The organism is Mesorhizobium sp. B2-3-14, from assembly GCF_006442175.1.
GTDB classification, from domain to species: Bacteria; Pseudomonadota; Alphaproteobacteria; order Rhizobiales; family Rhizobiaceae; genus Mesorhizobium; species Mesorhizobium australicum.
Genome location: NZ_VFVP01000005.1, coordinates 126,022 through 149,945 on the forward strand (window position 1 = coordinate 126,022; position 23,924 = coordinate 149,945).

A 23,924-nucleotide genomic window follows, 5' to 3' on the forward strand; every position below is an offset into this window, starting at 1 on the left:
CTTTTCAAGGAGTCTTAGCCATTCTCTCCTTTTTTGCGCGGCGTGTGTCCCTGTCGCTGGTGACGCTGTTCCTGCTCAGCATCATGGTGTTCCTGGGCGGCCAGGTCCTGCCTGGCAATGTCGGGCGCGCGATCCTCGGCCCGTTCGCCGACCAACGCGCGGTCGACGCGCTCAATCACACGCTCGGCGTCGATCGCCCGCTGCTCACCCAGTACTGGAGCTGGATCTCGAACTTCGTCCAGGGCGACATGGGCACGTCCTACATTTTCCGTTCGCCGGTGGCGCCCTTCGTCATCGGTGCGCTTGGCAATTCGATGAAGCTGGCGGGGGTCGCCTTCGTGCTGGTGGTGCCGATCGGCATCCTCGGCGGCGTCATTGCCGCACTCAACCTCAACCGCCCGCTCGACCGCATGATCAGCCTCGGCGGCCTGTCGGTGACGGTGCTGCCGGAATTCGTCACCGGCATCATCCTGATCCTGATCTTCGGCGTGTGGCTGCGCTGGCTGCCGATCTCGGCCGCGTGGCCCAGGGATGCCGGCTTCTTCACCCAGCTCTATTACCTGATCCTCCCGTCGCTGCCGCTGTTCCTGGTGCTGTTCGGCTATATTGCGCGCATGGCGCGTTCCGGCATGATCGAGGCGCTCGATTCCGACTATACGCGAACCGCAGTGCTCAAAGGCCTGCCCTGGCGCACGGTGATCTGGCGCCATGTGCTGCGCAATGCGCTGCTGCCGACCATCACCGTCATCGCGACCCAGACCGGCTATCTCATCGGCGGCCTTGTCGTGATCGAGACGCTGTTCCGCTACCAGGGCATCGGCTCGCTGATCTTCACCGCCGCGCGCGGCAAGGATTTTCCGATGCTGGAATCCGGCATCCTCACCATCGGCATCGTCTATGCGGTGGCCACATTGATCGCCGACTTCCTCTACTCCGTGCTGAATCCGCGCGTCCGCCTGGGGTCAGACCAATGAGCGCCGTCCAGACCCCCTCCCCCGCGCAGGACGACATGCGGCGCCGCGGCGCGGTGGCCGAAGTCTTCTTCTCCCTGCTGCGCTCGCGAACGTTCCTGGTCGGCATCGCCATCGTGCTGTTCTGGGTTGCCTGCGCGCTGTTTGGCGAACATTTTGTCCCCTACGATCCGCTCGCCGACGACATCATCAACGCGCTGGCGCCGCCTTCGCGAGAACACTGGTTCGGCACCGACCAGATCGGCCGCGACGTGTTCTCGCGCGTCATCGTCGGTTCGCGCGATATCCTCACCGTCGCGCCCCTGGCGACCTTGCTGGCGACGGTCGCCGGCACCGCGCTGGGCCTGCTCACCGGCTATTTCCGCGGCCTCGTCGACGATGTCGTCAGCCGCATCCTTGAAGCCTTCATGGCGATCCCCGTGGTGATCGTGGCGCTGCTTGCCATCGTCGCGCTGGGCACGTCCAAGACCACCGTCATCATCGTCATCGGGCTGAGCTTCGCGCCGATCATCGCGCGCACCGTGCGTTCGGCGGTGCTGGCCGAGCGCGAGCTCGACTATGTCGCCGCCGCACAGCTCAGGCATGAGAGCGCGCTGCATACGATGTTCGTCGAGATCCTGCCCAACGTCATCCCGCCGATCCTGGTCGAGACCACGGTGCGGTTGGGCTACGCCATCTTCGCGGTCGCTACCCTCTCCTTCATGGGCTTTGGCATCCAGCCGCCGTCACCCGACTGGGGGCTCTCCATTTCCAGCAATTACGGCATGATCGGCGGCGGCTTCTGGTGGACGGTGCTGTTCGACGCGCTCGCCATCGCCTCGCTGGTGATCGGCGTCAACCTGGCCGCCGACGGCGTGCATGGGGCCTTCAATGACTGAACCCGCCAATACAACGACAGGGAAGGCAAAGGACGCGCTCGATATCAAGAACCTGTCGGTCGCCTACCGGGTCGCCGGCCGCAATCGCGCGGTGCTGCGCGATCTCAGCCTCACCATCGGCCAGGGCGAGGCCTATGGGCTGGTCGGCGAATCCGGCTGCGGCAAGTCGACTGTAGCCCTCACGGTGGTGCGCTACCTCCCGCGCAACGGCTCGATATCAGGTGGCGCCATCTCACTCGACGGCCAGGACGTGATGAAGCTCGACGCGGAGGCGCTTCGGCGCGCGCGCGCCGAAAGCGTCTCCATGGTCTATCAGGACCCGGGAAAGGCGCTAAACCCGTCGATCCGCATCGGCCGGCAATTGACCGAAATTTTCGAGCTTGGCGGCATCACGGGCCAAGCTGCCACCGATCGCGTCATCGCCATGCTGAACCGCGTGCGCATCTCCGATCCGCCAAGCGTCATGCAGCGCTATCCGCACCAGCTGTCGGGCGGCATGCAGCAGCGCGTGGCGATCGCCATGGCGCTGGCCAACGATCCCTCGATGCTGATCCTCGACGAGCCGACTACCGGCCTCGACGCGACGGTCGAGGCCGAGGTGCTCGACCTCATCGCGCAGCTCAGGCAGGAACTGTCGGCCTCGATCCTGTTCATCAGCCACAACCTCGCCGTCGTCTCCAACATGTGCGACCGGGTCGGCGTGCTCTATGCCGGCATGCTGGTCGAGGAAGGACCGACCGATGTCGTCTTCAACGATCCGCGCCACCCTTACACGGTGGCGCTGCTGCGCTGCCTGCCGCGCGGCGGCCAGCGCAAGGACCAGGGCCGGCTCGACACCATCCCGGGCTTCCTGCCCGGCATCGGCGCTGACATCAAGGGCTGCGCCTTCGCCGACCGCTGCGCGCTGGCCACCGACCGCTGCCGCACCGAATTGCCGCCGCTCTATGATCTGACCGACGAGCGCGGGAGGCGGCTGTCGCGCTGCCACTACCACGACCAGGCGCAGGCCCTGCCACGTACCACGCCCGCCAACGTTGTGCCCGCACCGAAACCCACGACGGCGCCGGTGCTGCGCGTCGCCCGGCTGAACAAGACCTACGCCAGCCACGGCCATGCACTGCGCGCCGTCAAGGACGTTTCGCTCGATCTCAGGCCCGGCGAGACGCTCGGGCTGGTCGGCGAATCCGGCTCGGGCAAGACCACCTTCGCCAGGCTGCTGCTCGGGCTGGTGCCTCCCGATGAGGGCGGCACCATCGAGCTCGAGGGCAAGGCGCTGGCGCCGAAGCTGGAGAACCGCGGCGACGACCAGGTCAAGGCGATGCAGATCGTCTTCCAAAACCCGGACTCCGCCCTCAACCGCTCGCATTCGATCCGCCATCTGATCGGCCGTGCGCTGAAGCGGCTGGCGGGCTTGAGGGGTGCAGCCCTGGAGGCGCGCCTCAACGATCTCGTCCGCTCGGTGCGGCTCACCGACCGGCATCTGGCGGTCAAGCCGCGCCAGCTTTCGGGCGGGCTGAAGCAGCGCGTCGCCATTGCGCGTGCCTTCGCCGGCGACCCGCGCATCGTCGTCTGCGACGAGCCGACCTCGGCGCTCGACGTTTCCGTCCAGGCGGCGATCCTCAACCTGCTCGCCGACCTGCAGGCCAAGGAAGACGTCAGCTACATCTTTATTTCGCATGACCTTGGCGTGGTGCGTTATCTCTCCGACAAGATCGCCGTGCTCTATCTCGGCCGCATCATGGAGATCGGCCCATCGGAGGACGTTTTTTCCGGACCGCATCACCCCTACACCGAGGCGCTGCTATCGGCCGTGCCCAAGCTCGGTCAGACCGAGACGGCACGCATCCGGCTCGATGGCGAAATCCCCAGCGCCACCAACCCGCCATCGGGCTGCGTCTTCCACACGCGCTGCCCACGCAAGATCGGGCCGATCTGCGAACAGCAGGAGCCGCCGCTCGCCGAGGCCGAGCCGGGGCATTCGATCCGTTGCCACATTCCCTATGCCGAGTTGAGGCGGCTGCAGAAACCGGCGGCGGTCGCAGCCCTGCCGGCGTAAGCGGCCCGCATCCATCACGCCTGGCCGGTCATGCTGAAGGAGCGGTCCCCCTCGGCAAAGCCCCGATCACCGGTCCAGTCCCTTGCCAGTGTCCGCAATCCGGTCAACGCGACGTCGAGCACATCCGACGATGCGGGATTGCTGGGATAGGCGAGATAGATCGGCCGCTGAAACACAGGCGCATCCTCGATGCGTTTCATCTCACCGTTCTCGATGTAGCCGCTGACGGCACTGAGCGGCAGATAGGCCGCGGCTTTTTGCGACAACACGTGCTGCAGGCCGATGAAGACCAGCCCGGCCGAGATTGCCGGCTGCACCATGCCGGCGAAGGCACGGTCGTGCTCGATGCGGAATTCGAGCCCCCAATCCATCAGGATGTAGTTCTGCGTCCACGGTCCTGCCTGTGCGGAATGCTGGACAAGCACGACCTGATCGACGGCCAGCGTCTCGTAGACGATGCCGGGATGCGGCCGCGGCAGATAGAGAATGCAGATGTCGAGCAGTCCTTCGGCCAATTGGTCGATCGCCAGGTCGGGAAAGCTTCCTTCGAGCCGCAGCGCCACGTTCGGCCGCTGGGCCCGCATCCACGCGATCCATGGCGAGGTGACGCGATCCCAGAGATAGGCGGGCGCGGTGAAGCGCAACAGCGACTCGTAACCGTCGGGAACAGCGATGTCCTGCCGCGATTGCTCCCAAGTGCGGGTGATGGAGGAGGCGTGCGGGAGGAACTGCCAGCCAGCCGGCGTTAGCGTGACGCCGTCGCGATCTCTTACGAAAAGCCGGCGCCCCAACTGCTCCTCCAGCCCCCTTATCCGGGCGCTGACCGTTGACTGCGCGAGATTGAGCCGGCTGGCCGCGACCGTGAAACTGCCATGCTCGGCGACCTCCAGGAAGCTGCGCAGGTTTTCGGTATCCATGCCATCACTCTAGCATCGAAAATTTCGATGGGCCTCATCAAAAAATATCGCTTTCCGGTCGCGGTCAACAATGACCTAAATGGCCATTCTCCCGAGGGCAAGCGAGGAATGCAGCCATGCCAAGGCATTTCATGACGATCGACGCCGCCCGCAAAAGCCTCACGGAAATCGAAAATTCCGCTGTCGACGAGTTGCTGGCAGGCAGGCTCGACCGGCGTAATTTTCTCCGCCACGGCAGCATGCTTGGCCTGTCGCTGCCGTTGCTTGGCGGCATTTTGGGAGCGGCCGGTTTCGGCACGCGGAAGGCCCGCGCCGAGGGCAAGTCGGGCGGCACGGTGCGCGCCGGCGTGGCCACGCCCGGCGGTGCCATCGATCCCGTCACCTTCTATGACAGTGGCAGCTATCAGCTGGTTTTCCAGACCGCCGAATTCCTTTGCATCACCCAGCCGGATCTGACCTTGAAGCCGGTTCTGGCGGAAAGCTGGTCGCCCAATGCGGACGGCAGCGTCTGGACCTTCAAGCTGCGCAAGGGCGTAAAATTCCACAATGGTGAGGAATTCAAAGCCGACGACGTCGTCGCAACGTTCGACCGGCTGGCCGATCCCAACGGCGCCTCCAACGCGCTGTCGGTGTTCAAGGGCCTGTTGTCGAAGGGTGGAACCCGGAAGGTCGACGATCACACCGTCGCCTTCCATCTCGATGCGCCGAACGGCAGCTTTCCCTATTCGGTGTCGATCGACAATTACAACGCCGTCATCCTGCCGGCGAGCTACAAAGGCGATTACGAAAAGACTTTTGAGGGTACCGGGCCGTTCCGGATGGAGACCTATACGCCGAAGGTCGGCGCGACCTTCGTGCGCAATCCCGACTATTGGGGCGAGAAGGCATTGCCCGACCGGCTCGAATTCAAGTTCTACGGCGACGTGCAGCCGCGCATCCTGGCGCTGCAGGCCGGCGAGGTCGACATTCTCGACGCGGTTCCGCTCGATGTCAGCCAGGTGGTGCTGAACAGCCCCGACATCACGGTGCTGCGCGTCGCCTCGACCGCGCATCGCCAGTTGCACATGCGCTGCGACATGGCGCCCTTCACCGACAAGCGCGTGCGCCAGGCGCTGGCGCTTAACATCGATCGGTCCAAGCTGGTCGACGGACTGTGCCGCGGCATGGCCGCGACCGGCAATGACAGCCCGTTCGCGCCGGCCTTCCCGGCCACCGACAAGTCGGTGCCGCAACGCACGCAGGATATCGCCAAGGCCAAGCAACTCATGGAGGCGGCGGGGCTTGCCGATGGTTTCGACATCACACTGACGACGTTGCGCTACTCCGATATTCCCGGCTACGCGCAGCTGTTCCAGAATTTCGCCAAGGAGATCGGCGCCCGCATCTCGCTCAACATAGAAGACCAGGACAAATATTACGGCAAGGCCGTATTCGGCCAATCGGACTGGCTGGACAGCCCGCTCGGCATCACCGACTACGCTCATCGCAGCGTGCCGAATGTGTTCCTCAAGAGCCCGCTGGTCAGCGACGGCCCCTGGAACGCGGCGCATTTCAAGAGCCCTGCCTATGACGGCATGGTCACGAGCTATCTCAAGGCGCTCGATATCGGCGCGCAGCGCGCGGCAGCCTCCGACATCCAGAAACTGCTGCTCGACGAGACACCCATCATCTTCAGCTACTTCCCCGATCTCCTGGTGCCGGTGCGCAAGAATGTCAGCGGCTTGCCGCCGATCGCCGCCGGGCTGCTGCTCGATCGGGTGTCGCTGGGGTAGATGCTGCCAAGATCATGCTCGGCAGGCAGAAGCAATATTGGACGGCTCCGTGTTTCGGGCGTGAGGCTATCCGGCAACAGGCCCGCGACGAACGATGGGGGGCCATCGCTCCAACGGTTCGACACCGGCAAACGCCCACCGTCCGGGAGCACTCGCCGGCCGTCGGCCCAGCCTCATATCGTCCTAACCACGCGCCGACGACAGACAGAAACAGGAGACTACCATTCGCAAGCCTCATCTGCGCGGTCGCGGACCGCATTTCCCCGTGCTCGACACTATCGAGCAGTACGAGTTCGAGCCCGGCTATGTCGCCTTCACCATGCCGTCGCTGAAGCGGCTGCGGGTCCAGGTCGGCTCGATGACCGTTGCCGACACCACCAAGGCATTGGTGTTGTACGAATCCGATCATCTGCCGGTCTACTATTTCCCGATCGAGGACGTGCGCGAGGAGTTCCTGCTGCCCTCAAAGACGACGACGGAAGATCCGTACAAGGGCGTTGCCACGCACTACTCGCTCAATACAGGCATCACCTTGGTCGAAGACGGTGCATGGCGCTATCTCGATCCGGTCAAGGGTTGTCCGCCGATCGCGGGCTACATGTCGTTCGTGTGGAGCAAGATGGGCCACTGGTTCGAGGAAGACGAGGAGATCTTCGTGCACGCCCGCGACCCGTTCCGGCGCGTCGACTGCCTGCCGTCGTCGCGGCGCGTCCAGGTCATCCTCGATGGCGAGCAGGTCGCCGATTCACGGCGCGGCGTGTTCCTGTTCGAAACCGGCCACCCGGTGCGCCACTATCTGCCGATCTCCGACACGCGGCTCGATATGTTCGCGCCCAGCCGTTACATCTCACGCTGCCCTTACAAGGGCATTTCCAACTATTATCACGTGACCACGCCCAAGAAACGGCACGAGAACATGGTCTGGTACTATCCGGAGCCGGTGCATGAGGCAGAACGCATCAAGGGACTGGTCTGCTTCCACCACGAACTGGTCGACAAGATCCTGGTCGATGGGGTCGAGATCTCAAAGGAAGCCACGGCCGCGTCCGACGGATATTTCTAGGCATGCCGCAGCCCGCTGAAGGCTTGATCGAGATATAGGTCAGCGCATACCCTCCTTGAGCAGGAGGGCTATCGATGGATCTTTTTAAACTGGACGGCGACGTTGCGCTGGTCACCGGGGCTGGCAGCGGCATTGGCCAGGCAATCGCGATCGGACTGGCCGAGGCAGGCGCCGATGTCGCTTGTTTTGGCCATGCGTCGAAGGGTGGGCTGGACGAAACCGCTCACCGGGTCACGGCACTCGGCCGCAGGGCGCTGGTGCTGACGGGCACAGTGACGTCGGAGGGCGACCTGGCCACGGCCATCGATCGCGTCGAAGCCGAACTCGGCCCGTTGACGGTCGCCGTCAACAATGCCGGCATTGCCGGCTCCGAACCAGCGGAGACACTGGCGCTGGAAACATGGCGGAAGGTGCACGAGGTCAATGTCGCCGGCGTGTTCCTGTCCTGCCAGGCAGAAGCGCGCAAGATGCTGGCGCGGGGCAAGGGCTCGATCATCAACATCGCCTCGATGTCGGGCACCATCGTCAATCGCGGACTGACGCAGGCGCATTACAATTCCTCGAAGGCCGCCGTCATCCACATGTCGAAGAGCCTCGCCATGGAGTGGGCCGATCGTGGGCTGCGCGTCAACGTCGTCAGCCCGGGCTACACGCTGACGCCGATGAATAAACGGCCGGAGGTGGCCGAAGAGGTGAAGATCTTCAAACGCGACACGCCGATGGGACGCATGGCGGCGCCGGAGGAAATGGTCGGGCCGACGGTTTTCCTGGCCAGCCGCGCGTCGAGCTTCGTCACCGGCCTCGACCTGATCGTCGATGGCGGCTACGTCTGCTGGTAAACAGGGCGTGCGACCCGTGTCCCGCCGTCGTCGGCCGGCTTCGCCTGCGGTCTGGAATTCTGCTTCTTCGCGGCGTTAGTCGTTGCGCGGCATGAACGTTGGTATATATATTTTCATCCTGTGAAACCGCGCTGGCGAAATGGGGCTTGCCAGGGCGACAGCCGAGAGCAATTCCGCTGGAAATGCTCGGGATCATGGGACCTTGATGGCTCGCATGTTGCATGGCGCCGCAGGACTGACAATTGATCCGCGGACGATCGCCATCGCGGCGATCGATCGGCCATGAGACTGGCTGTCTCGGCAGCGTCCGTCCTCACCGAAATCGAGCATCATCGCGCCTGTGCCGGCTTTGGTCCCGACATGGCGAGAACGGTCTTGCACAACAGCCTGCCTTTCCAACACAATCAAGAAAAGACGCAACAAGGGAACGACCAATAACCGTCACAGCTTGAAGGAGAACCAAGCAATGCCATTCCGCAGTGTGATATCGAAATCCTCAATGGGAGCTTTTGCACTTGCCGCGGCAAGTGTCCTGACGCCGACAGCGCAGGCAGCGGCGCCGGAATCCAACGACCCGATCAAGATCGCGCTGTTCGACTGGACCAGCGTCAATCTCAACGCCAAGATCCTCGGCGGCATCCTGGAAAAGCTCGGCTATACCGTCGAATACCCGACCGCCGACTATCTCTCCAGCCTGACAACCGGCCTCACCAATGGCGATATCGATGTCGGCCTGGAATTCTGGGATACGACGGCCGGCGAAGCGATGAAGGCCTCCGATGCCACGGGCCAGACCGAAAGGCTCGGCAAGCTCGGCCCGAAGGCCAAGGAAGAGTGGTGGTTTCCCGAATACATGAAGGAGAAATGTCCGACCTTGCCGGACTGGCACGCTCTGCTCGACGCCACTTGCGCGGCATCGTTCTCGACCGCCGAGACGGCGCCAAAGGGGCGCTATCTCGGCGGCCCGGTGACCTGGGAAGGCTTTGACGACGAGCGTGTCGCGGCGCTGAAGCTGCCCTTCACCGTGATCCATGCCGGCACTGATGCCGCGATGTTCGCCGAGTTGGACTCCGCCTATCAGCGCAAGGCGCCGATCATGCTGTGGATCTATTCGCCGCATTGGGCGCCTGCAAAATACAAGGGCGAATGGGTGCAATTCCCCGAATACACGCCCGAATGCTATACCGACCCGAAATGGGGCGTGAACCCGGACGCCAAATACGACTGCGGCAAACCGCATGGCGAGATCTGGAAGTACTCCTGGAACGGCATGAAAGACAAATGGCCGGTCGCCTACAAAGTGGCCAAGGCCTACACGATCGACACCGACGAGTTGAACAAGATGAGCGGCGAGATCGATCTTGACGGCAAGACGCCGGAAGACGTCGCCGCCGCCTGGATCGCCGCTCACGAGGCAGACTGGAAGGCCTGGGCGCAGTGACCTCCGACTGGAAAGGGAGGCCCGGCTGTTGACCGGCCGGGCCTCAATTCCTGATGTTCCAGAAGGGCGACTGAATGACGGAAGCGATTGAACAGGCATCCGACGCGACGGATGCCCGGCCGATAAAACTTGCTTGCCGCAACGTCTGGAAACTGTTCGGCTCGAACGCCGCCAATTTCATCCGCGAGCGTGACGGCAAGGCCAGCATGGCGGAGGTTTCGGCGGCAGGCCTTGTCGGGGCGGTGCGCGCCGTCGACCTCGAAATCCGCCAGGGCGAGATCTTCATCATCATGGGCCTGTCCGGCTCCGGCAAGTCGACGCTGGTGCGCTGCATGTCGCGGCTGGTCGAGCCGACACATGGCAAGGTCGAATTCGAAGGCAAGGACCTGCTCAAGATTTCCGATGCCGCCCTGATCGAGCTCAGGCGCCATCGCATGGGCATGGTGTTCCAGAATTTCGCGCTGTTGCCGCATCTCAACGTGCTCGACAACATCGCCTTTCCTCTGAGTATCCAGGGACAGGATCGGACGAGACGCGAGGCGCGCGCCCGGGAAGTCATCGAACTCGTCGGTCTGCGCGGCCGCGAGCATTTCTATCCGCGCGAACTGTCGGGCGGCCAGCAGCAGCGTGTCGGCATCGCCCGCAGCCTCGCCACCAAGCCGGAGATCTGGTTTCTCGACGAGCCGTTCTCGGCGCTCGATCCGCTGATCCGCCGCGAGATGCAGGACGAGCTGATGCGGCTGCAGACCATGCTGCACAAGACCATTGTCTTCATCACCCATGATTTCGACGAGGCCATCAGGCTGGCCGACCGCATCGCTATCATGAAGGACGGCCAAGTCATCCAGATCGGCACGCCGGAGGAACTGGTGGTCAATCCGGCGACCGACTATGTCGCCGAGTTCACCCGCGACGTCGACCGCGCCAAGGTGATCTCGGCGCACAGCCTGATGCGTAGCTGCGATGGCGCCGAGCACGGCGGCACGGTGGCGCCCGAGGCCAAGATATCGAGTTTTTCGGCCAGCATCGTTGCCGCCGGCAAACCCTTCGCCGTGATCAACGGCACCGGCACGCCGATCGGCGAAGTGACGCCGCAAGCGGTGATCGATCTTCTGGCCGGCATCGAGCGAGCCGGCGCATGACGGTAACCGCAAACGCCAGCCAGACAAGGCCGCCGATCCAACGGTGGCTGGCGATCTGGGTGCTCGCGCTTGCCGCCGTGCTGGTGATGTTCCTGCTGCAGGACAGGCTGCCATGGGCCGTCAACTACCCGGTCGAGGCGGTCGTCCCCGTCGCCGACTGGGTCAGCGCGCTGATGGGCTGGATCAAGTCGAACCTGTCCTGGCTGACGCGCTCGGTCACCGCGGTGCTCGGCGTGCCGCTCGACTTCGCGCTCAATCTCTTGGCCAAGAATTTCAAGTTCGGCCATGGCGCCGACGCTTTCGTGCTGCCGCGTTTGTCCTGGGTTGGCGTCTGCGCCGTCGCCTTCCTCGCCGGCCACGCGGCGGGAGGCAGGAAGCTCAGCCTGCTGGTTGGCGGATGTTTCCTCTACATCGCGCTGTTCGGCCAATGGACCAGTGCCATGCTGACCCTGGCGCTGATCTCGATCGCGGTGCCGTTCTGCATTCTCACCGGGCTATTCGCCGGCATCTGGGCCTGGCGCAGGCCGTGGGCCGAGCGGCTTGTGGTCTCCCCAGCACTTGACCTGATGCAGACGATCCCGACCTTCGCCTATCTCATCCCGATGCTGCTGCTGTTCGGCAACAGCCCGGTCTCGGCGATGATCGCCACCGCCATCTTCGCCACGCCGCCGATGGTGCGGGCAACGATGCTGGGCCTGTCTCGGGTGCCGTCCGAGATCGACGATTTCAGCGAGATGGCAGGCTGCACGGCGCGGCAGAAATTGTGGCGCGTGCTGCTGCCGTCGGCGCGGCCGACGCTGATGGTCGGCGTCAACCAGGTGATCATGCTGGCACTCAACATGGTGATCATCGCTTCGATGATCGGCGCCGGCGGCCTAGGCTACGACGTGCTTTTGGCGCTACGCGCGCTCAAGGTCGGCGAGGCGATGGAAGCCGGGCTTGCCATCGTCGCGCTGGCCATCGCGCTCGACCGGCTGAGCCAGGCCATTGCCCACAAGCAGGCGAAGGGCAATGTCCACCGATCCGCGAGCCCGGGGTTCTGGCGCCGCTATCCCAATCTGACGCTCGCAGTCGCCATCCTTGCCGTCACCACTCTGCTCGGCCTGTTCGTACCCGCCTTCGCGGCCGTGCCCAAGGCGATCACCTTCACCACCGCGCCACTGTGGAAAGCGGCGGTGAACTGGGTGACGATCAACTTCTTCGATCTCATCGAAGCCTTCCGCGTGGCGCTGATCCTCAATGTGCTCAATCCGCTGCGCGCCTTCTGCGAGGGCTTCCCTTGGCTGGGCGCGGTGTTCCTGCTCGGCCTTGCCGGCTACCAGCTTTCCGGCCCGCGGCTGGCCGTCCTGGTGGCAATGCTGACCGCTTTCTGCGCGGTCACCGGCCTGTGGGAAAAGACCATGGCGACGGTCTATCTCTGCGGCATCTCCGCCTTCATCGCCTGCCTGATCGGCATTCCCATCGGCCTGATGGCAGCCCGTAGCGACCGTTTCGAAAAGATCGTCACACCCGTCATCGACACCCTGCAGGTGCTGCCGTCCTTCTGTTTCATCATCCCGGTCGTGATGCTGTTCAGGGTTGGCGACGTGACGGCGATGATTGCAACGATAGCCTTCGCCGTAGTGCCGGCGATCCGCTACACCAATCACGGCATAAGGCAGGTGCCGCCGGCACTGATCGAGGCAGCGAAAGTGTCGGGCTGCACCCCGCGCCAGACCTTTTTCCGCGTGCAACTGCCGCTGGCGCTGCCGGAGATCATGCTCGGCGTCAATCAGACCATCCTGATGGCGTTGGCAATGATCATCATCTGCGCCATGGTCGGCACGCGCGATCTCGGCCAGGAAGTGTTCATCGCGCTGTCGAAAGCCGATTCCGGCCGCGGCATCGTCGCCGGCCTCGCCATCGCCTTCATCGGCATCGTCGCCGACCGGCTGTTCAATGCCTGGACGGCCAAGGCGCGGGCAAGGCTGGGGTAGCGGCGGCGGCCTACTCGGCCGCCACTCCTTTCACCTCGAGATAGCTCTCCATGGAATCGTCCAATGCCTGCAGCCAGGGCGTATGGTGCAGCGGCGCCATGGTGCCGGTCATCAGCGAGCGATAGGAATGATCGCGGAAGCTCATAATGTCTTCGGCCTTGTGGTGCTCCCACTCCATGAAGGTCTGGTTGACCGCCTCGACGTCGAAGCCGGGATAGTCGGTCTGGTCCATCAATTCCTTGGTGTAGTCGCCCTGGAACCAGATCATCTGCTCGGCGTCCTCCAGCGTCTCCTCGCGGGCGCGCCATTTGGCGCCATGCGCTGCCATCGCCTCGGCCGACGGCAGCTTGATGCGGCCCATGATGACGTCGCGCGCGAACCAGGCCTGCGCGTCGAACATGTTGAAGGTGTAGAACTGGTCCTGCATGCCGATATAGGACAGCTTCGGGTTCTTCTCCCAGACAACGCCCTCGTAGAGGTCCAACGGCCACATGCGGTTGGCGGTCTTGAGCTTGAGATCGTCAGTCAGGAACGGGAAGGAATGGAGATAGCCGGTGCACAGGATGATGGCGTCGACATCCTTGGTCGTGCCGTCCTTGAAATGCGCCGTCTTGCCGACGACCTTTTGCAGCAGCGGCACTTCCTTCCAATTCTCGGGCCATTTGAAACCCATCGGTTTGGAACGATAGCTGGAGGTGATCGACTTGGCGCCATATTTGTAGCACTGCGAACCGATGTCCTCGGCCGAATAGGAGCGGCCGATGATCAGGATGTCCTTGCCCTTGAACTCCATGGCGTCGCGGAAATCGTGGCTGTGCAGGATGCGGCCGTTGAAGGTCGAGAAGCCCTCGAAATAGGGCACGTTGGGCACAGAAAAATGCCCGGAAGCGACGACGACATTGTCGAACTCTTCCGAATAGGTCACGTCGTTGGTGCGGTCATGCGCGGTGACGGTGAATTTCTTCGTCTCGTCCGAGAAGGTGACCATACGCACCGGGCTGTTGAAGCGCACCCATTTGCGCAGGCCCGACTTCTCGACGCGGCCCTTGATGTAGTCCCACAACACCGCACGTGGCGGGTAGGAGCCGATCGGCCGGCCGAAATGCTCCTCGAATGTGTAGTCGGCGAATTCCAGGCATTCCTTCGGCCCGTTCGACCAGAGATAGCGGTACATCGAGCCGTGTACGGGATCGCCATGTTCGTCGAGGCCGGTACGCCAGGTGTAGTTCCACAGGCCACCCCAGTCGGACTGCTTTTCGAAGCAGACGATCTCGGGAATCTCGGCGCCCTTGTCGGCCGCCGACTTGAAAGCCCTGAGTTGGGCCAGACCGGACGGTCCGGCTCCGATGACGGCAACGCGAGTGTTCATTCCGGGCCTCCTTTTTTGATTTCCCCAGCGAAACAAATTTCACTGGCAGTGACAGTAATTGGCCTCTTGGTGCTGTCAACAGACATCTGCTGGAACGGCGTTTGCGCGCAGTGGATTCCTGGCGGAAAACCCGCGGGCGCCGCGATGGTCGCACTGCCGCGCGCAACATAAGATGGCTTGCCGTTGCGGTTGCGGTCCTGTATCGGCACCTGACATGTTCACCTTGAGTGAAATAAATCCTGACGATTGGGGGCGACATGGCAAAGGCGAATTCGAATTCCAAGGCTCCCGCGAGCGCAAAGGCAAAGCCGTCGCCGAAAGTGTCGGCGGACGGCAGGACCATACGCGCGCCGCTGACACAAAACCCGCACGCCATTCGCGATACACGCGAAAAAGTGCTGGAGGTCGCGATCGGCCGCGAGGTGCGGGCCTTCCGCAAGAAGCTCGGCATCACCGTGGCGGATCTCGCGGTCGCCACCGATATTTCGCTGGGCATGTTGTCGAAGATCGAGAACGGCATCACCTCTCCGTCGCTGACCACCTTGCAGGCACTGTCGCGGGCGCTCGGCGTTCCCGTCACCGCCTTCTTCCGCCGCTTCGAGGAAGAACGCAGCGCCGTCTTCGTCAAGGCCGGCCAAGGCCTCGACGTCGAGCGCCGCGGCACGCGCGCCGGCCACCAGTATAATCTGCTTGGCCATATCGGTTCGAACACCAGCGGCGTCGTCGTCGAGCCCTATCTGATCACGCTGACCGAGGATTCCGACGTATTCCCGACCTTCCAGCACGAGGGCATGGAGTTCCTCTATATGCTCGAGGGCGAGGTCGTTTACCGGCACGGCAGCAACCTCTACCCGATGAAGCCCGGCGACAGCCTGTTCTTCGACGCCGACGCGCCGCACGGACCGGAGCAACTGACGAAACTGCCGATGCGGTATTTGTCGATTATCTGCTACCCGCAGGGCAGTGCTGGGTAGGCGGGCCGCCGCAGCCCCTCACCCGGATTGCCCCTAGGGCAGAGGAGCCCGACGCCAGCGTTGGCGATCTCTTCTCCCCTCGGGGAGGTGACCGCGAAGCGGCCGGACGAGGGGGGCTTTCAATCCGGCCCGAACCCCGGGCTCGTCGGGCTGCCATCGTCCAGCTTCGACAACCACTCGACCAGTGTCGGGCGAAAGCGCGTGAGGCCTTTGTAGCTGGCGAGTTCCTCGGGTAAGTCGCGGATGACGCGGTGCAGGCGCCGTGCCCATTTCGGCTGCGTCACCAGTTCGTCCATCTTGATCAGGTAGCAGCGGATCGGAAAGACGATGCCATTGGAGCGCGGCAGCCGCCAGAAGCTCTGCAGTTCGACCCGCAGATGCACCTTGTCGCCGACATTCTCCGACGTCACCGTCGCGCGGTCCGGACCCCACTTGTGATAATTCTCCGGGCTGGTATCCAGCCGCGGATTGATGGTCATCGTCCAGTTCAGGCGCCGTGCCGGCTTGCACTGCTGGATGTTGGTGAGGAACTTCAGCGCGCGCGTGAAAATACCCTTCTCATGTGCCAGCGGCACAGGCGCGTGCCATTCGAAGAAATTCATGCCGATGTCGAAATCGAGCGACCAGTCGGCCTGGGTGGTGACCATGCCGGCGTCCATCCATAGATTGCCGTCGCGCTGGTCGAGGATGCAGAAATCGCCCTGGCTCTGACGGGTGATGTATTCCATCGGCCCGTAAGGCAAAGTCGAGGTGTCGCCGAAGGTGAAAGTATCGTCGATGCCGAGCGGCCGGTTGATCCAGCGCCAGCGGTCGCCGTCGCGCGTCAGCGTGAAATGCTCGGGATAGCCCAGCGCCTGCTGCTCCATCAAAAGCTCCAGCAGATCCCAGCCGGCGAGCGTCATGTGCGGCAGCGACTGGCAGCGCAGGGGATCCTCGGCGAGCACCAAGGCGCGGTCCTGCATCTCGGCGACATAGTGTTCGTCGACGTCGATCAGGTTTTCAAGCACCGAGCCCTTCGGCCCGACGACATGCGGCTCGATGTTGACGGCGTACATGTAGCTGTCTTCATGGAAGGGGAACGGAAACCGCCTGATGTGCTCGGGGCTGTTCTTGAAAGTGAAGTCGTCGCGGAACGTTTCCTTGCGAAAGGTGATGCCCATTCTCGCCTCCTATCTTTCCAAGACCAGCGACCTGCCCTCGAAGCGCGACACGCACGGCATGATCTTCCTGCCCGAACGGTGCTCTTCCTCGCTCAGCCAATGGTCGTTGTGGATGAATTTGCCGTCACAAGAGATGACGTTGGTTTCGCACTGGCCGCAGACGCCGCCACGGCAGAGATAGGGCGGATCGACGCCGGCGGCTTCGATGGCTTCCAGCAGGCTCTGCTGCTCGCCGACGCGGATGGTCTTGCCGCTGACGGCAAGCGTCACGTCGAATGGCAGGCCGGGCTGCGGTGCCGCGAAATGCTCGTAGTGGACGGTCTCCGGCGGCCAGCCGAGGTTAGCTGCGCGGTCGCGCACCCAGTTGATCATGCCGGCCGGGCCGCAGACATAGAGGTGCGTCCCGAGCGGCTGCGAGGATAGCAACCGGTCGAGTTCGATCCGCTCCTCGAGGTCATCGTGATAGAGCCGGACGCGACGCCCGTAGCGTTCCCGCAGCACGTCGGCATAAGTGCCAAGCGAAGCGGTGCGGCAGGTGTAGTGCAGTTCGAAATTGCCGCCCTCCCCCGCCAGTTGCGCGGTCTGGGCCATGAACGGCGTGATGCCGATGCCGCCGGCCAGCATCAGGTGTTTCTTGGCGCGCAGATCGAGCGAAAAAAGATTGACCGGATAGCTGATCACCATCTCCAGGCCCGGCTTGACCGACCTGTGCATGAACAGCGAGCCGCCGCGACCGACGTCGTCGCGGCGCACCGAGATGGTGTATTCGCGCGTGTCTAGCGGCGAGCCCATCAGCGAATAGGGATTGAGCCTTGTGCGCTGGCCATCGCGCATCTCGACCACGACATGGGCGCCGCCGGAAAAGGTCGGCAACAGCTCGCCATCACGCCGGCGAAAATGGAACCGGGTGACCAGCTCATTGACCGGGACGACATCGCTGACGACGACGTCGAGCTTGGTGGTGCCGGTGCTCATCGAAATATCTCCTCCATCGGAGGAATTTCACTGCGATCCTCGGCATTGATGCAGACGCCCTGGAACGCGGCAAGGCGCCGGGAATAGTGATCGCGCACGAGAAGCAGCAGGCCACAATGCGAGCAGGTCGCCGGCTGCGTCGTCACATTCTCGGTGATGCCCTTGCAGTGCACGCACTGCATGCGCCGCGCCAGCGAGCCGCGATGCTCGGTCTGCATGGAGGTGTGGTCGATGCCGGCTTCGAGCGCCACCTGCATGGCCTGCCCGATCAGCCCTTCGGTGCCGGCGAGATAGAGGCGCAGACCCATATGCGCGTTATCAAGCGTCTGCTTCAGACGCGGCAGCAGACTGGCGAAGGACGGGGCGGTGTGAAATTGCGCCGGCTTCAACCCTTCGAGGGCAGCAATATATTTGCCGTCAGGACCGGGAATGAAGACGATCTCGGCACAATCGAAAAAGCCAGGTGGCGCGGTTCGGGCCATATCGGTAATCGCCAGCGCGCCTTCGGCGTCGGCGATGAACAGATGATGCCTGCCAGGCTGCGGAGACAGGGTTCCGTAAATGGGCCGGCTGATGATGGTCTTGGCTGCCATTTAAGTCTTCGTGCCTCGAAACCCCTCGCTGTCGATTATGCCTCAGCCCTTCGCCGTGCGCTTGGTCTTCTTGGGATCGTCGAACGGCAAGGGCTGCGCCGTCGCCTTGATCGATCCGCTCTTGTTGCGGATCTCGAGCGTGGTGTCCTTGACCGCGCAGTCGACGTCGAGCCGGGCAATGCCCATCGATTTCTCGACCAGCGGCGAATACATGGCGCAGGTGACAACGCCGACCTTTTTGCCGTCGCGATAGACCGGAGCGCCCTCGTCCGCCGGCTCCTTGCCGTCGAGCAGGACGCCATAGATCTTGAAGCGCTCCTTGCCCTTCAGGCGATAGTGCTCCTCGGCACCGCGAAAGCCGGTCTTGCCGGGGCTGACGGTGAAGTCGAGGCCGAGCTCCCAAAGCGTATCGCCGGGGCCTTCATTCTCGAACGGATACTTTTGGGAATTGTCGTAGGGGTAGAACAGCAGGTAGCTTTCGACGCGCAGCATGTCGAGCGTGGTGAAGCGGCAGGGAATGATGCCGGCGCTCTTGCCCTCGTCGAGAATCCTGTCCCAGATCGTGCCGGCGTCCTGGCCACGGCAGAAGATCTCGTAGCCGCGTTCGCCGGTATAGCCGGTGCGCGAGATCATGACGGGAAAGCCGAACAGCTGCGTCTGCATGTGATGGAAGTAGTTGAGGTCGCGGATGCCGGGCACGTGCTTGGCCAGATAGTCGACCGCTGTTGGCCCCTGCAGCGACAAATCGTGCAGATTGTCGTCGAAGCGCAGCGACACGTCCCGTCCCGTCGCCGCCCGCTGCAGTTCCTCATGGCCGGTGCCCGAGCCGTGCACCACCATCCAGGAATTCGGTCCCGTGCGGTAGAGGATGCAGTCGTCGGTGAATTTTCCCGCCTCGTTCAGCATGCAGGCATAGGCCGACTTGCCGGGATAGATCTTTTCGACGTCACGCGTGGTGGCGAGGTCGATCAGATGCGAGGCGTGCGGCCCTGTGATGTGCACCTTCTTCAGGCCGGAAACATCCATAAGGCCGGCCTTGGTGCGGATGGCGATATATTCCTCGTCGGCATCCTTGTCGTAGGTCCAGGCGGTGCCCATGCCGCTCCAGTCTTCGAGTTTCGAACCCAGCGCACGATGGCGATCCGCCAGGGTCGAAAATCTCCAGGATGCCGTCATCCGCTCGTCCTCCATTCGAAAATGCTGCTGTTCCCTGCTCCCGTGCGCCAGGCCGGGAGCTTGGTCGAATATTGATCGCAAACGCGAGAGCCCCGCAATCCCCTGCAAGCAAATAATTTCATTGTCAGGCAAAATCGCTCGTCGGAACTGAGCGGTTAACTCAGCGTAAATTCGCCTTGACAATTGCGGAATTCGGTCTGAATTTATGAAAAAAATTTCACTCTCTTGAAAGAGAGCGGCGGGCGGTGGATTCGGAACCGGGCGTCGGCAAAGAAGGGGAAAACCGATGGCAGACCTGCAGCAGCGCATCGAGGCGCTGTACCGCTCCGACTTGCGCGGATCCGCGCTCCTGATCATCTGCCTGTGGGCGACGATCCTCTTCGTCCTCTTCATGACATGGCCATACATTCCGCAGGGCGGCATCAAGGCCGTCGTCGCCATTGCCGCCGCCGCCGTGCTCATCTTCAACACGGCAGCCATCCTGGCGATGGTCAAACACTACAAGGAAGACAAGGAATTCATCTACGGGCTCGACATCAAGAACGCCGACGCATCCCGCAACCGCAAGTCCTGAGGGGAGAAACAATGTCCCGCTATACGCCGCCGGAGCAGAGCAAGGCCGGGCAAGTCTTTGACATCGCCGTTGTCGTGGTCGCCATCTTCGTGGCGCTGTGGCTGCCGCTGAAGCTTGGTCTTGCCGGTGCCGCAAAATCAATCGACGCGCTCGATGCCAAGACCTGGGAAGCGCTCGGGCAGAATCCGACCATGGCGTCGATCTGGGAAAAGCTCGGCTATACGCCCGAGACCGCGCACGACATTATCCAGAACCGGTTCCACTACATCATCGACTGGCCGACGCTGATCATCATGGCGGCCGTCCTGATCGGTTATTTCGTGTTCCTGTTCCGGGCATCCGACCGCGAATATCGCGATGTGATCAACGAGAAGTTCGACGACAGGTAAAGTTTGGCGACGAAGAATTTGGGGACACGATCATGTGGGTGGCACTCTCTTACGCATGCTGGGGCATCTCGATCGTGCTCGCGCTGTGGATGCTCTACGACTGGTTCAAGGTCGATACGAACTACTCCGAGGACGTCTTGACCTCGTCGCGTGAAGGCGAGCTTGAAGCCGCTTCCGAAAAACACCGGATCTGAGTGGGGATTGATCGATGACGGTCGCGCTTGAAAACACCACCACCACCACAATTCACGGCGACCGGGTATCGCTGCTTCGGGTGCTTGGCCCGGCCCATGTCTGGGCGCTCGGCGTCGGCATCGTTCTGGTCGGCGAGTTCACCGGCTGGAATTTCTCGGCCGACAAGGGCGGCGCGCTGGCTGCCCTGATCGTGTGCTGGGTCGTCGGGCTGCTCTACACCTCGGTGGCCATGATCGATTCCGAGGTGACGTCGACAGTGGCCGCCGCCGGCGGCCAGTATGCGCAGGCCAAGCACATTGTCGGGCCGTTGATGGCGTTCAACGTCGCGCTGTTCCTGGTCTTTGCCTATACGATGCTGGAAGTGTCCGACGCCATCCTGCTCGGCGACACCATCGTCGCCAAGGCGGGTGTGGAAGGGCTGACCCACAATTCCTTCATCGCCGCCACCATCGTGGTGCTGGCCTGGCTCAACTATCGCGGCGTACTGATGACGCTCAACGTCAACTTCGTCATCACGGCCATCGCCTATGTCTCGATCGTCGTCCTGTTCTTCTCGGTCAGCCCCTGGACGCAAGGCGCGGTGCTGAAGCTCAACGAACTGGTCACTCCAGGCAACGCGCTGCCCTATGGCTGGATCGGCGTCATCGCCGCCTTCCAGTTCGGCATCTGGTATTATCTCGGCATCGAAGGGACCACCCAGGCCGCCGAGGAAGTGCGCTCGCCGGCACGCTCCCTGCCCTACGGCACCATGGCCGGCATGATCACGCTGCTCATCGCCGCCGCCATGACCTGGTATGTCTGCGCCTCGCTGATGCCTTGGGAATATCTCGGCATCACCTATTATCCGCTGTGGGACGCCGGCAAACTGACCGGCAGCCCCCTGCTCGAGAACCTCCTGTTCATAGCGACGCTGCTCGCCGCGCTTGCCTCCGCCAATGGTTGCATCAACGACGCGGCGCGCGCCTGGTTCTCGCTCGGACGCGACCGCTATCTGCCGAGCTGGTTTTCGGCGGTGCATCCGAAATACCGCACGCCCTATCGCTCGATCCTGTTCCTGCTGCCGATCGCGTTGGCCTTCGCCTTCATCGCCGACCTCAACCAGGCGATCACCTTCTCGATCCTGTCGGGCGTGCTGCAATACACCTTCATGAGCATCAACATCATGATGTTCAGGAAGAAGTGGCCGCTGGGCTCGATCCGCCGCGGCTACACGCACCCGTTCCATCCGCTGCCGGCAATCGTCCTGTTCTGCCTGTGCGTGGTGACCTTCTTCGCCATCTTCCTCGGCTTCGGCTCGCAGTTGATCGCCATGGTCGCCTTCTATTTCCTGATTTCGCTGTGGTTCCATTTCTATCGCTACAAATTCGTGCGGCGTGGGGACCAGTTCACCATGCCGTGGCCGAAACCGCAGGGCTATTGATGGGAGTAGGCCCGTCCAGGATTTGGATGGGCCTTGCACGATAAATGTCAGACGTGACATCAGCACTGCTTGCCGGGGCAATTGTCCTGGCTCTCGTCCTTCACTTTGCGTGGCAGGCGCGCCGCAGCCGCGACAGGGCCTCGGCAGCGTTGGCCGCCGATGAGGCGGGCATTCGCGCCGTCGTCGCGGATGCAGACAATGTCTCGGACGGCACCGCCGGCGTCATCACCTGGGAAGGATCATGGAACGGCCAACGCGTGCAGGTGCGCACCATCGTCGACACGCTGGCGACGCGGAAACTGCCGGCGCGCTGGCTCAGCGTTTCGATCACCGAGAAGGTCTCGGTACCTGCCATTTTCGACATGATGATGCGGCCGGGCTCGCCGACGACGTTCTCCAATTTCGACCATCTCCAGCATACGCTGCCGAAGGCGCCCGGTTTTCCGGCCGAGGCGGTCCTGCGGACAGACCGCAGGGGCACACGGTTCCCGCAGAGCATCATCGCCGGCCATATGGAACCGTTTTCAGAAGGCCGCGCCAAGGAGCTGCTGATCACGCCGAACGGAGTGCGCATCGTGTGGCTGCTGGCCGAGGCCGAGCGGGCACGCTACGGTGTCTTCCGGCAAGCCGCGTTCGGTGACACACGGATCGATTCTGCGCTGATCGAGCGGTTGCTCGTATCACTCTCGGATCTGCGCGACGCCATCAACCGAAGCGAACGGCAGGCCGCATGAGCACTTCAGATACTTCGCCGGCGCCAGTGAGCCCTTATCTCGTCCTGGGCGCCGCAATCGTGCTGCCGGCAAGCGGTCATGTCATTCTGGGCATCCCGGTGCGCGGACTGCAGTTTCTTTTCTTCATGGTCATCCTGGCCTGGGTGACCGCCAGGATTTCGCCGCCGGACGCCAGCTTCGTCGGCCGTCACGCCGGCGGCTTCCTGATCTATGCGCTGTCGATCCTCGACGCCTACAAGATCGCCCGTATCCGTACCGCCAAATGGGCTCACAATGCCCGGCCGGAAGGAAACGATACGCAGAGCGGCATTGAGCCGCATACGTAACCAGAGGAAAATTTCTTTCATGCCATTGAATTAGGGGATTTCATTCGGTACATCATCTTAGTCACAAACGTCGGGAGGCTGACATGTGCGGAATCGTTGGACTTTTCCTGAAGGACAAGGCGCTGGAGCCGAAGCTCGGCGCGATGCTGTCGGAGATGCTGGTATCGCTCAGCGATCGCGGCCCTGACAGTGCCGGCATCGCCATCTATGGCGCGACATCCGGCAACGAGGCCAAGATCACCATCCAGTCGCCGAAGCCGGAACGCGATTTCCGCGGCCTGGACGCCGAACTCGCGAAGGCCGTCGGAGCGCCGGTGAGCATTGCGGTGAAATCGACCCACGCGGTGGTCAGGACCACGCCGGACAGGGTCGACGCGGCGCGTGAGGCCCTCCAGTCGCTCAGGCCCGACATCCGCATCATGGGCGCCGGCGAAGCGGTGGAAATCTACAAGGAAGTCGGCCTGCCCGAAGCCGTCGTCGATCGCTTCGACGTGCGCAAGATGACCGGCACGCATGGCATCGGTCATACCCGCATGGCGACGGAATCGGCAGTGACGACGATGGGTGCGCACCCTTTCTCGACCGGTGCCGACCAGTGCCTTGTGCACAATGGTTCATTGTCGAACCACAACAATGTCCGCCGCGAATTGATCCGCGAAGGCATGAAATTCGAGACCGAGAACGACACCGAAGTGGCGGCCGCTTACCTTTCCTCGCAAATGGCGCATGGCAAGAACCTCGGCGAGGCGCTGGAAGGCACGCTGTCCGACCTCGACGGTTTCTTCACCTTCGTCGTCGGCACCAAGAATGGTTTTGGCGTGGTGCGCGATCCGATCGCCTGCAAGCCCGCCGTGATGGCCGAGACCGACCAGTATGTCGCCTTCGGCTCGGAATATCGCGCCCTGACCAAACTGCCGGGCATAGACAATGCGAGGGTCTGGGAACCGGAGCCCGCAACCGTTTATTTCTGGGAGCATTGAGTTC

At 62.8% G+C, this 23,924-nt stretch carries 23 protein-coding genes; 17 read left to right on the plus strand and 6 right to left on the minus strand.

What is annotated here, in order from left to right:
* Positions 1 to 20 precede the first annotated feature (20 nt).
* Genes FJ950_RS15125 through FJ950_RS15135 form a run of 3 tightly spaced genes read left to right on the plus strand, consistent with a single transcriptional unit; the run spans position 21 to position 3,905 of the window.
* A complete protein-coding gene (locus FJ950_RS15125; protein WP_140617355.1) occupies positions 21 to 974 on the plus strand; it encodes an ABC transporter permease in 954 nt (317 codons plus the stop codon).
* A complete protein-coding gene (locus FJ950_RS15130; protein ID WP_140617356.1) occupies positions 971 to 1,849 on the plus strand; it encodes an ABC transporter permease in 879 nt (292 codons plus the stop codon). Before FJ950_RS15125 ends, FJ950_RS15130 begins: the two co-directional genes overlap by 4 nt.
* Complete coding sequence (locus tag FJ950_RS15135) at positions 1,842 to 3,905, plus strand: ABC transporter ATP-binding protein (RefSeq protein ID WP_140617357.1); 2,064 nt, start codon at positions 1,842 to 1,844, stop codon at positions 3,903 to 3,905. The genes FJ950_RS15130 and FJ950_RS15135 overlap by 8 nt, the downstream gene beginning before the upstream one ends.
* 14 nt (positions 3,906 to 3,919) lie before the next feature.
* On the opposite strand, the gene FJ950_RS15140 is transcribed toward FJ950_RS15135, so the two are convergent.
* Positions 3,920 to 4,822: a LysR family transcriptional regulator gene (locus tag FJ950_RS15140; protein WP_140617358.1), complete on the minus strand. Its 903-nt coding sequence runs from the start codon at positions 4,820 to 4,822 to the stop codon at positions 3,920 to 3,922.
* A gap of 116 nt (positions 4,823 to 4,938) precedes the next feature.
* On the opposite strand from FJ950_RS15140, the gene FJ950_RS15145 reads away from it, so the two are divergent.
* The 6 genes from FJ950_RS15145 to FJ950_RS15170 all read left to right on the plus strand — a co-directional run bounded on the left by FJ950_RS15145 (position 4,939) and on the right by FJ950_RS15170 (position 13,055).
* On the plus strand, positions 4,939 to 6,594 hold the full coding sequence (locus FJ950_RS15145) for an ABC transporter substrate-binding protein (RefSeq protein ID WP_140617359.1): 1,656 nt from the start codon (positions 4,939 to 4,941) through the stop codon (positions 6,592 to 6,594).
* A 265-nt stretch (positions 6,595 to 6,859) separates the two neighbouring features.
* Positions 6,860 to 7,657 (plus strand): DUF427 domain-containing protein, encoded by a 798-nt coding sequence (locus tag FJ950_RS15150; RefSeq protein ID WP_015318895.1) that lies wholly within the window; start codon positions 6,860 to 6,862, stop codon positions 7,655 to 7,657.
* Between the two features lie 74 nt (positions 7,658 to 7,731).
* Positions 7,732 to 8,496 carry an SDR family oxidoreductase gene (locus FJ950_RS15155; RefSeq protein WP_140617360.1) on the plus strand — a complete coding sequence of 255 codons (765 nt, stop codon included), beginning with the start codon at positions 7,732 to 7,734 and terminating at the stop codon, positions 8,494 to 8,496.
* A gap of 466 nt (positions 8,497 to 8,962) precedes the next feature.
* Complete coding sequence (locus tag FJ950_RS15160; RefSeq protein WP_140617361.1) at positions 8,963 to 9,937, plus strand: ABC transporter substrate-binding protein; 975 nt, start codon at positions 8,963 to 8,965, stop codon at positions 9,935 to 9,937.
* Between the two features lie 74 nt (positions 9,938 to 10,011).
* Positions 10,012 to 11,079, plus strand: a complete 1,068-nt coding sequence (locus FJ950_RS15165) for a glycine betaine/L-proline ABC transporter ATP-binding protein (RefSeq protein WP_140617362.1) — start codon at positions 10,012 to 10,014, stop codon at positions 11,077 to 11,079.
* Positions 11,076 to 13,055 (plus strand): ABC transporter permease subunit, encoded by a 1,980-nt coding sequence (locus FJ950_RS15170; RefSeq protein ID WP_140617363.1) that lies wholly within the window; start codon positions 11,076 to 11,078, stop codon positions 13,053 to 13,055. The genes FJ950_RS15165 and FJ950_RS15170 overlap by 4 nt, the downstream gene beginning before the upstream one ends.
* A gap of 10 nt (positions 13,056 to 13,065) precedes the next feature.
* Here the strand turns inward: FJ950_RS15170 and FJ950_RS15175 are convergent, their stop codons facing one another.
* Positions 13,066 to 14,424 carry an NAD(P)/FAD-dependent oxidoreductase gene (locus FJ950_RS15175; protein WP_140617364.1) on the minus strand — a complete coding sequence of 453 codons (1,359 nt, stop codon included), beginning with the start codon at positions 14,422 to 14,424 and terminating at the stop codon, positions 13,066 to 13,068.
* A gap of 257 nt (positions 14,425 to 14,681) precedes the next feature.
* Between FJ950_RS15175 and FJ950_RS15180 the strand changes: the two genes are divergently transcribed.
* Positions 14,682 to 15,398 (plus strand): XRE family transcriptional regulator, encoded by a 717-nt coding sequence (locus FJ950_RS15180; RefSeq protein ID WP_140617365.1) that lies wholly within the window; start codon positions 14,682 to 14,684, stop codon positions 15,396 to 15,398.
* A 119-nt stretch (positions 15,399 to 15,517) separates the two neighbouring features.
* On the opposite strand, the gene FJ950_RS15185 is transcribed toward FJ950_RS15180, so the two are convergent.
* Genes FJ950_RS15185 through FJ950_RS15200 form a run of 4 tightly spaced genes read right to left on the minus strand, consistent with a single transcriptional unit; the run spans position 15,518 to position 19,302 of the window.
* Entirely contained in the window at positions 15,518 to 16,558 is a 1,041-nt protein-coding gene (locus tag FJ950_RS15185) for a DUF3445 domain-containing protein (protein WP_140617366.1), read from the minus strand.
* Between the two features lie 9 nt (positions 16,559 to 16,567).
* Positions 16,568 to 17,533, minus strand: coding sequence for a PDR/VanB family oxidoreductase (locus FJ950_RS15190; RefSeq protein ID WP_140617367.1), 966 nt, complete (start codon positions 17,531 to 17,533; stop codon positions 16,568 to 16,570).
* Positions 17,530 to 18,126 (minus strand): dimethylamine monooxygenase subunit DmmA family protein, encoded by a 597-nt coding sequence (locus FJ950_RS15195; protein ID WP_140617368.1) that lies wholly within the window; start codon positions 18,124 to 18,126, stop codon positions 17,530 to 17,532. The genes FJ950_RS15190 and FJ950_RS15195 overlap by 4 nt, the downstream gene beginning before the upstream one ends.
* Positions 18,127 to 18,168: 42 nt before the next feature.
* Entirely contained in the window at positions 18,169 to 19,302 is a 1,134-nt protein-coding gene (locus FJ950_RS15200; RefSeq protein ID WP_140617369.1) for an aminomethyltransferase family protein, read from the minus strand.
* A gap of 286 nt (positions 19,303 to 19,588) precedes the next feature.
* Here FJ950_RS15200 and FJ950_RS15205 point away from each other — a divergent pair, with 286 nt between their 5' ends.
* The 7 genes from FJ950_RS15205 to FJ950_RS15240 all read left to right on the plus strand — a co-directional run bounded on the left by FJ950_RS15205 (position 19,589) and on the right by FJ950_RS15240 (position 23,920).
* Positions 19,589 to 19,876, plus strand: coding sequence for a hypothetical protein (locus tag FJ950_RS15205; RefSeq protein WP_140617370.1), 288 nt, complete (start codon positions 19,589 to 19,591; stop codon positions 19,874 to 19,876).
* Positions 19,877 to 19,887: 11 nt separating this feature from the next.
* Positions 19,888 to 20,265, plus strand: coding sequence for a hypothetical protein (locus FJ950_RS15210; RefSeq protein ID WP_015318907.1), 378 nt, complete (start codon positions 19,888 to 19,890; stop codon positions 20,263 to 20,265).
* Positions 20,266 to 20,297: 32 nt separating this feature from the next.
* Positions 20,298 to 20,459 carry a hypothetical protein gene (locus FJ950_RS15215; protein WP_015318908.1) on the plus strand — a complete coding sequence of 54 codons (162 nt, stop codon included), beginning with the start codon at positions 20,298 to 20,300 and terminating at the stop codon, positions 20,457 to 20,459.
* 14 nt (positions 20,460 to 20,473) lie between these two features.
* On the plus strand, positions 20,474 to 21,880 hold the full coding sequence (locus FJ950_RS15220) for an APC family permease (protein ID WP_140507951.1): 1,407 nt from the start codon (positions 20,474 to 20,476) through the stop codon (positions 21,878 to 21,880).
* A 44-nt stretch (positions 21,881 to 21,924) separates the two neighbouring features.
* Complete coding sequence (locus FJ950_RS15225) at positions 21,925 to 22,614, plus strand: hypothetical protein (protein ID WP_181166354.1); 690 nt, start codon at positions 21,925 to 21,927, stop codon at positions 22,612 to 22,614.
* On the plus strand, positions 22,611 to 22,940 hold the full coding sequence (locus FJ950_RS15230) for a hypothetical protein (protein WP_140617371.1): 330 nt from the start codon (positions 22,611 to 22,613) through the stop codon (positions 22,938 to 22,940). Before FJ950_RS15225 ends, FJ950_RS15230 begins: the two co-directional genes overlap by 4 nt.
* A gap of 83 nt (positions 22,941 to 23,023) precedes the next feature.
* Positions 23,024 to 23,920 carry a glutamine amidotransferase family protein gene (locus FJ950_RS15240; protein ID WP_140617372.1) on the plus strand — a complete coding sequence of 299 codons (897 nt, stop codon included), beginning with the start codon at positions 23,024 to 23,026 and terminating at the stop codon, positions 23,918 to 23,920.
* Positions 23,921 to 23,924 lie beyond the last annotated feature (4 nt).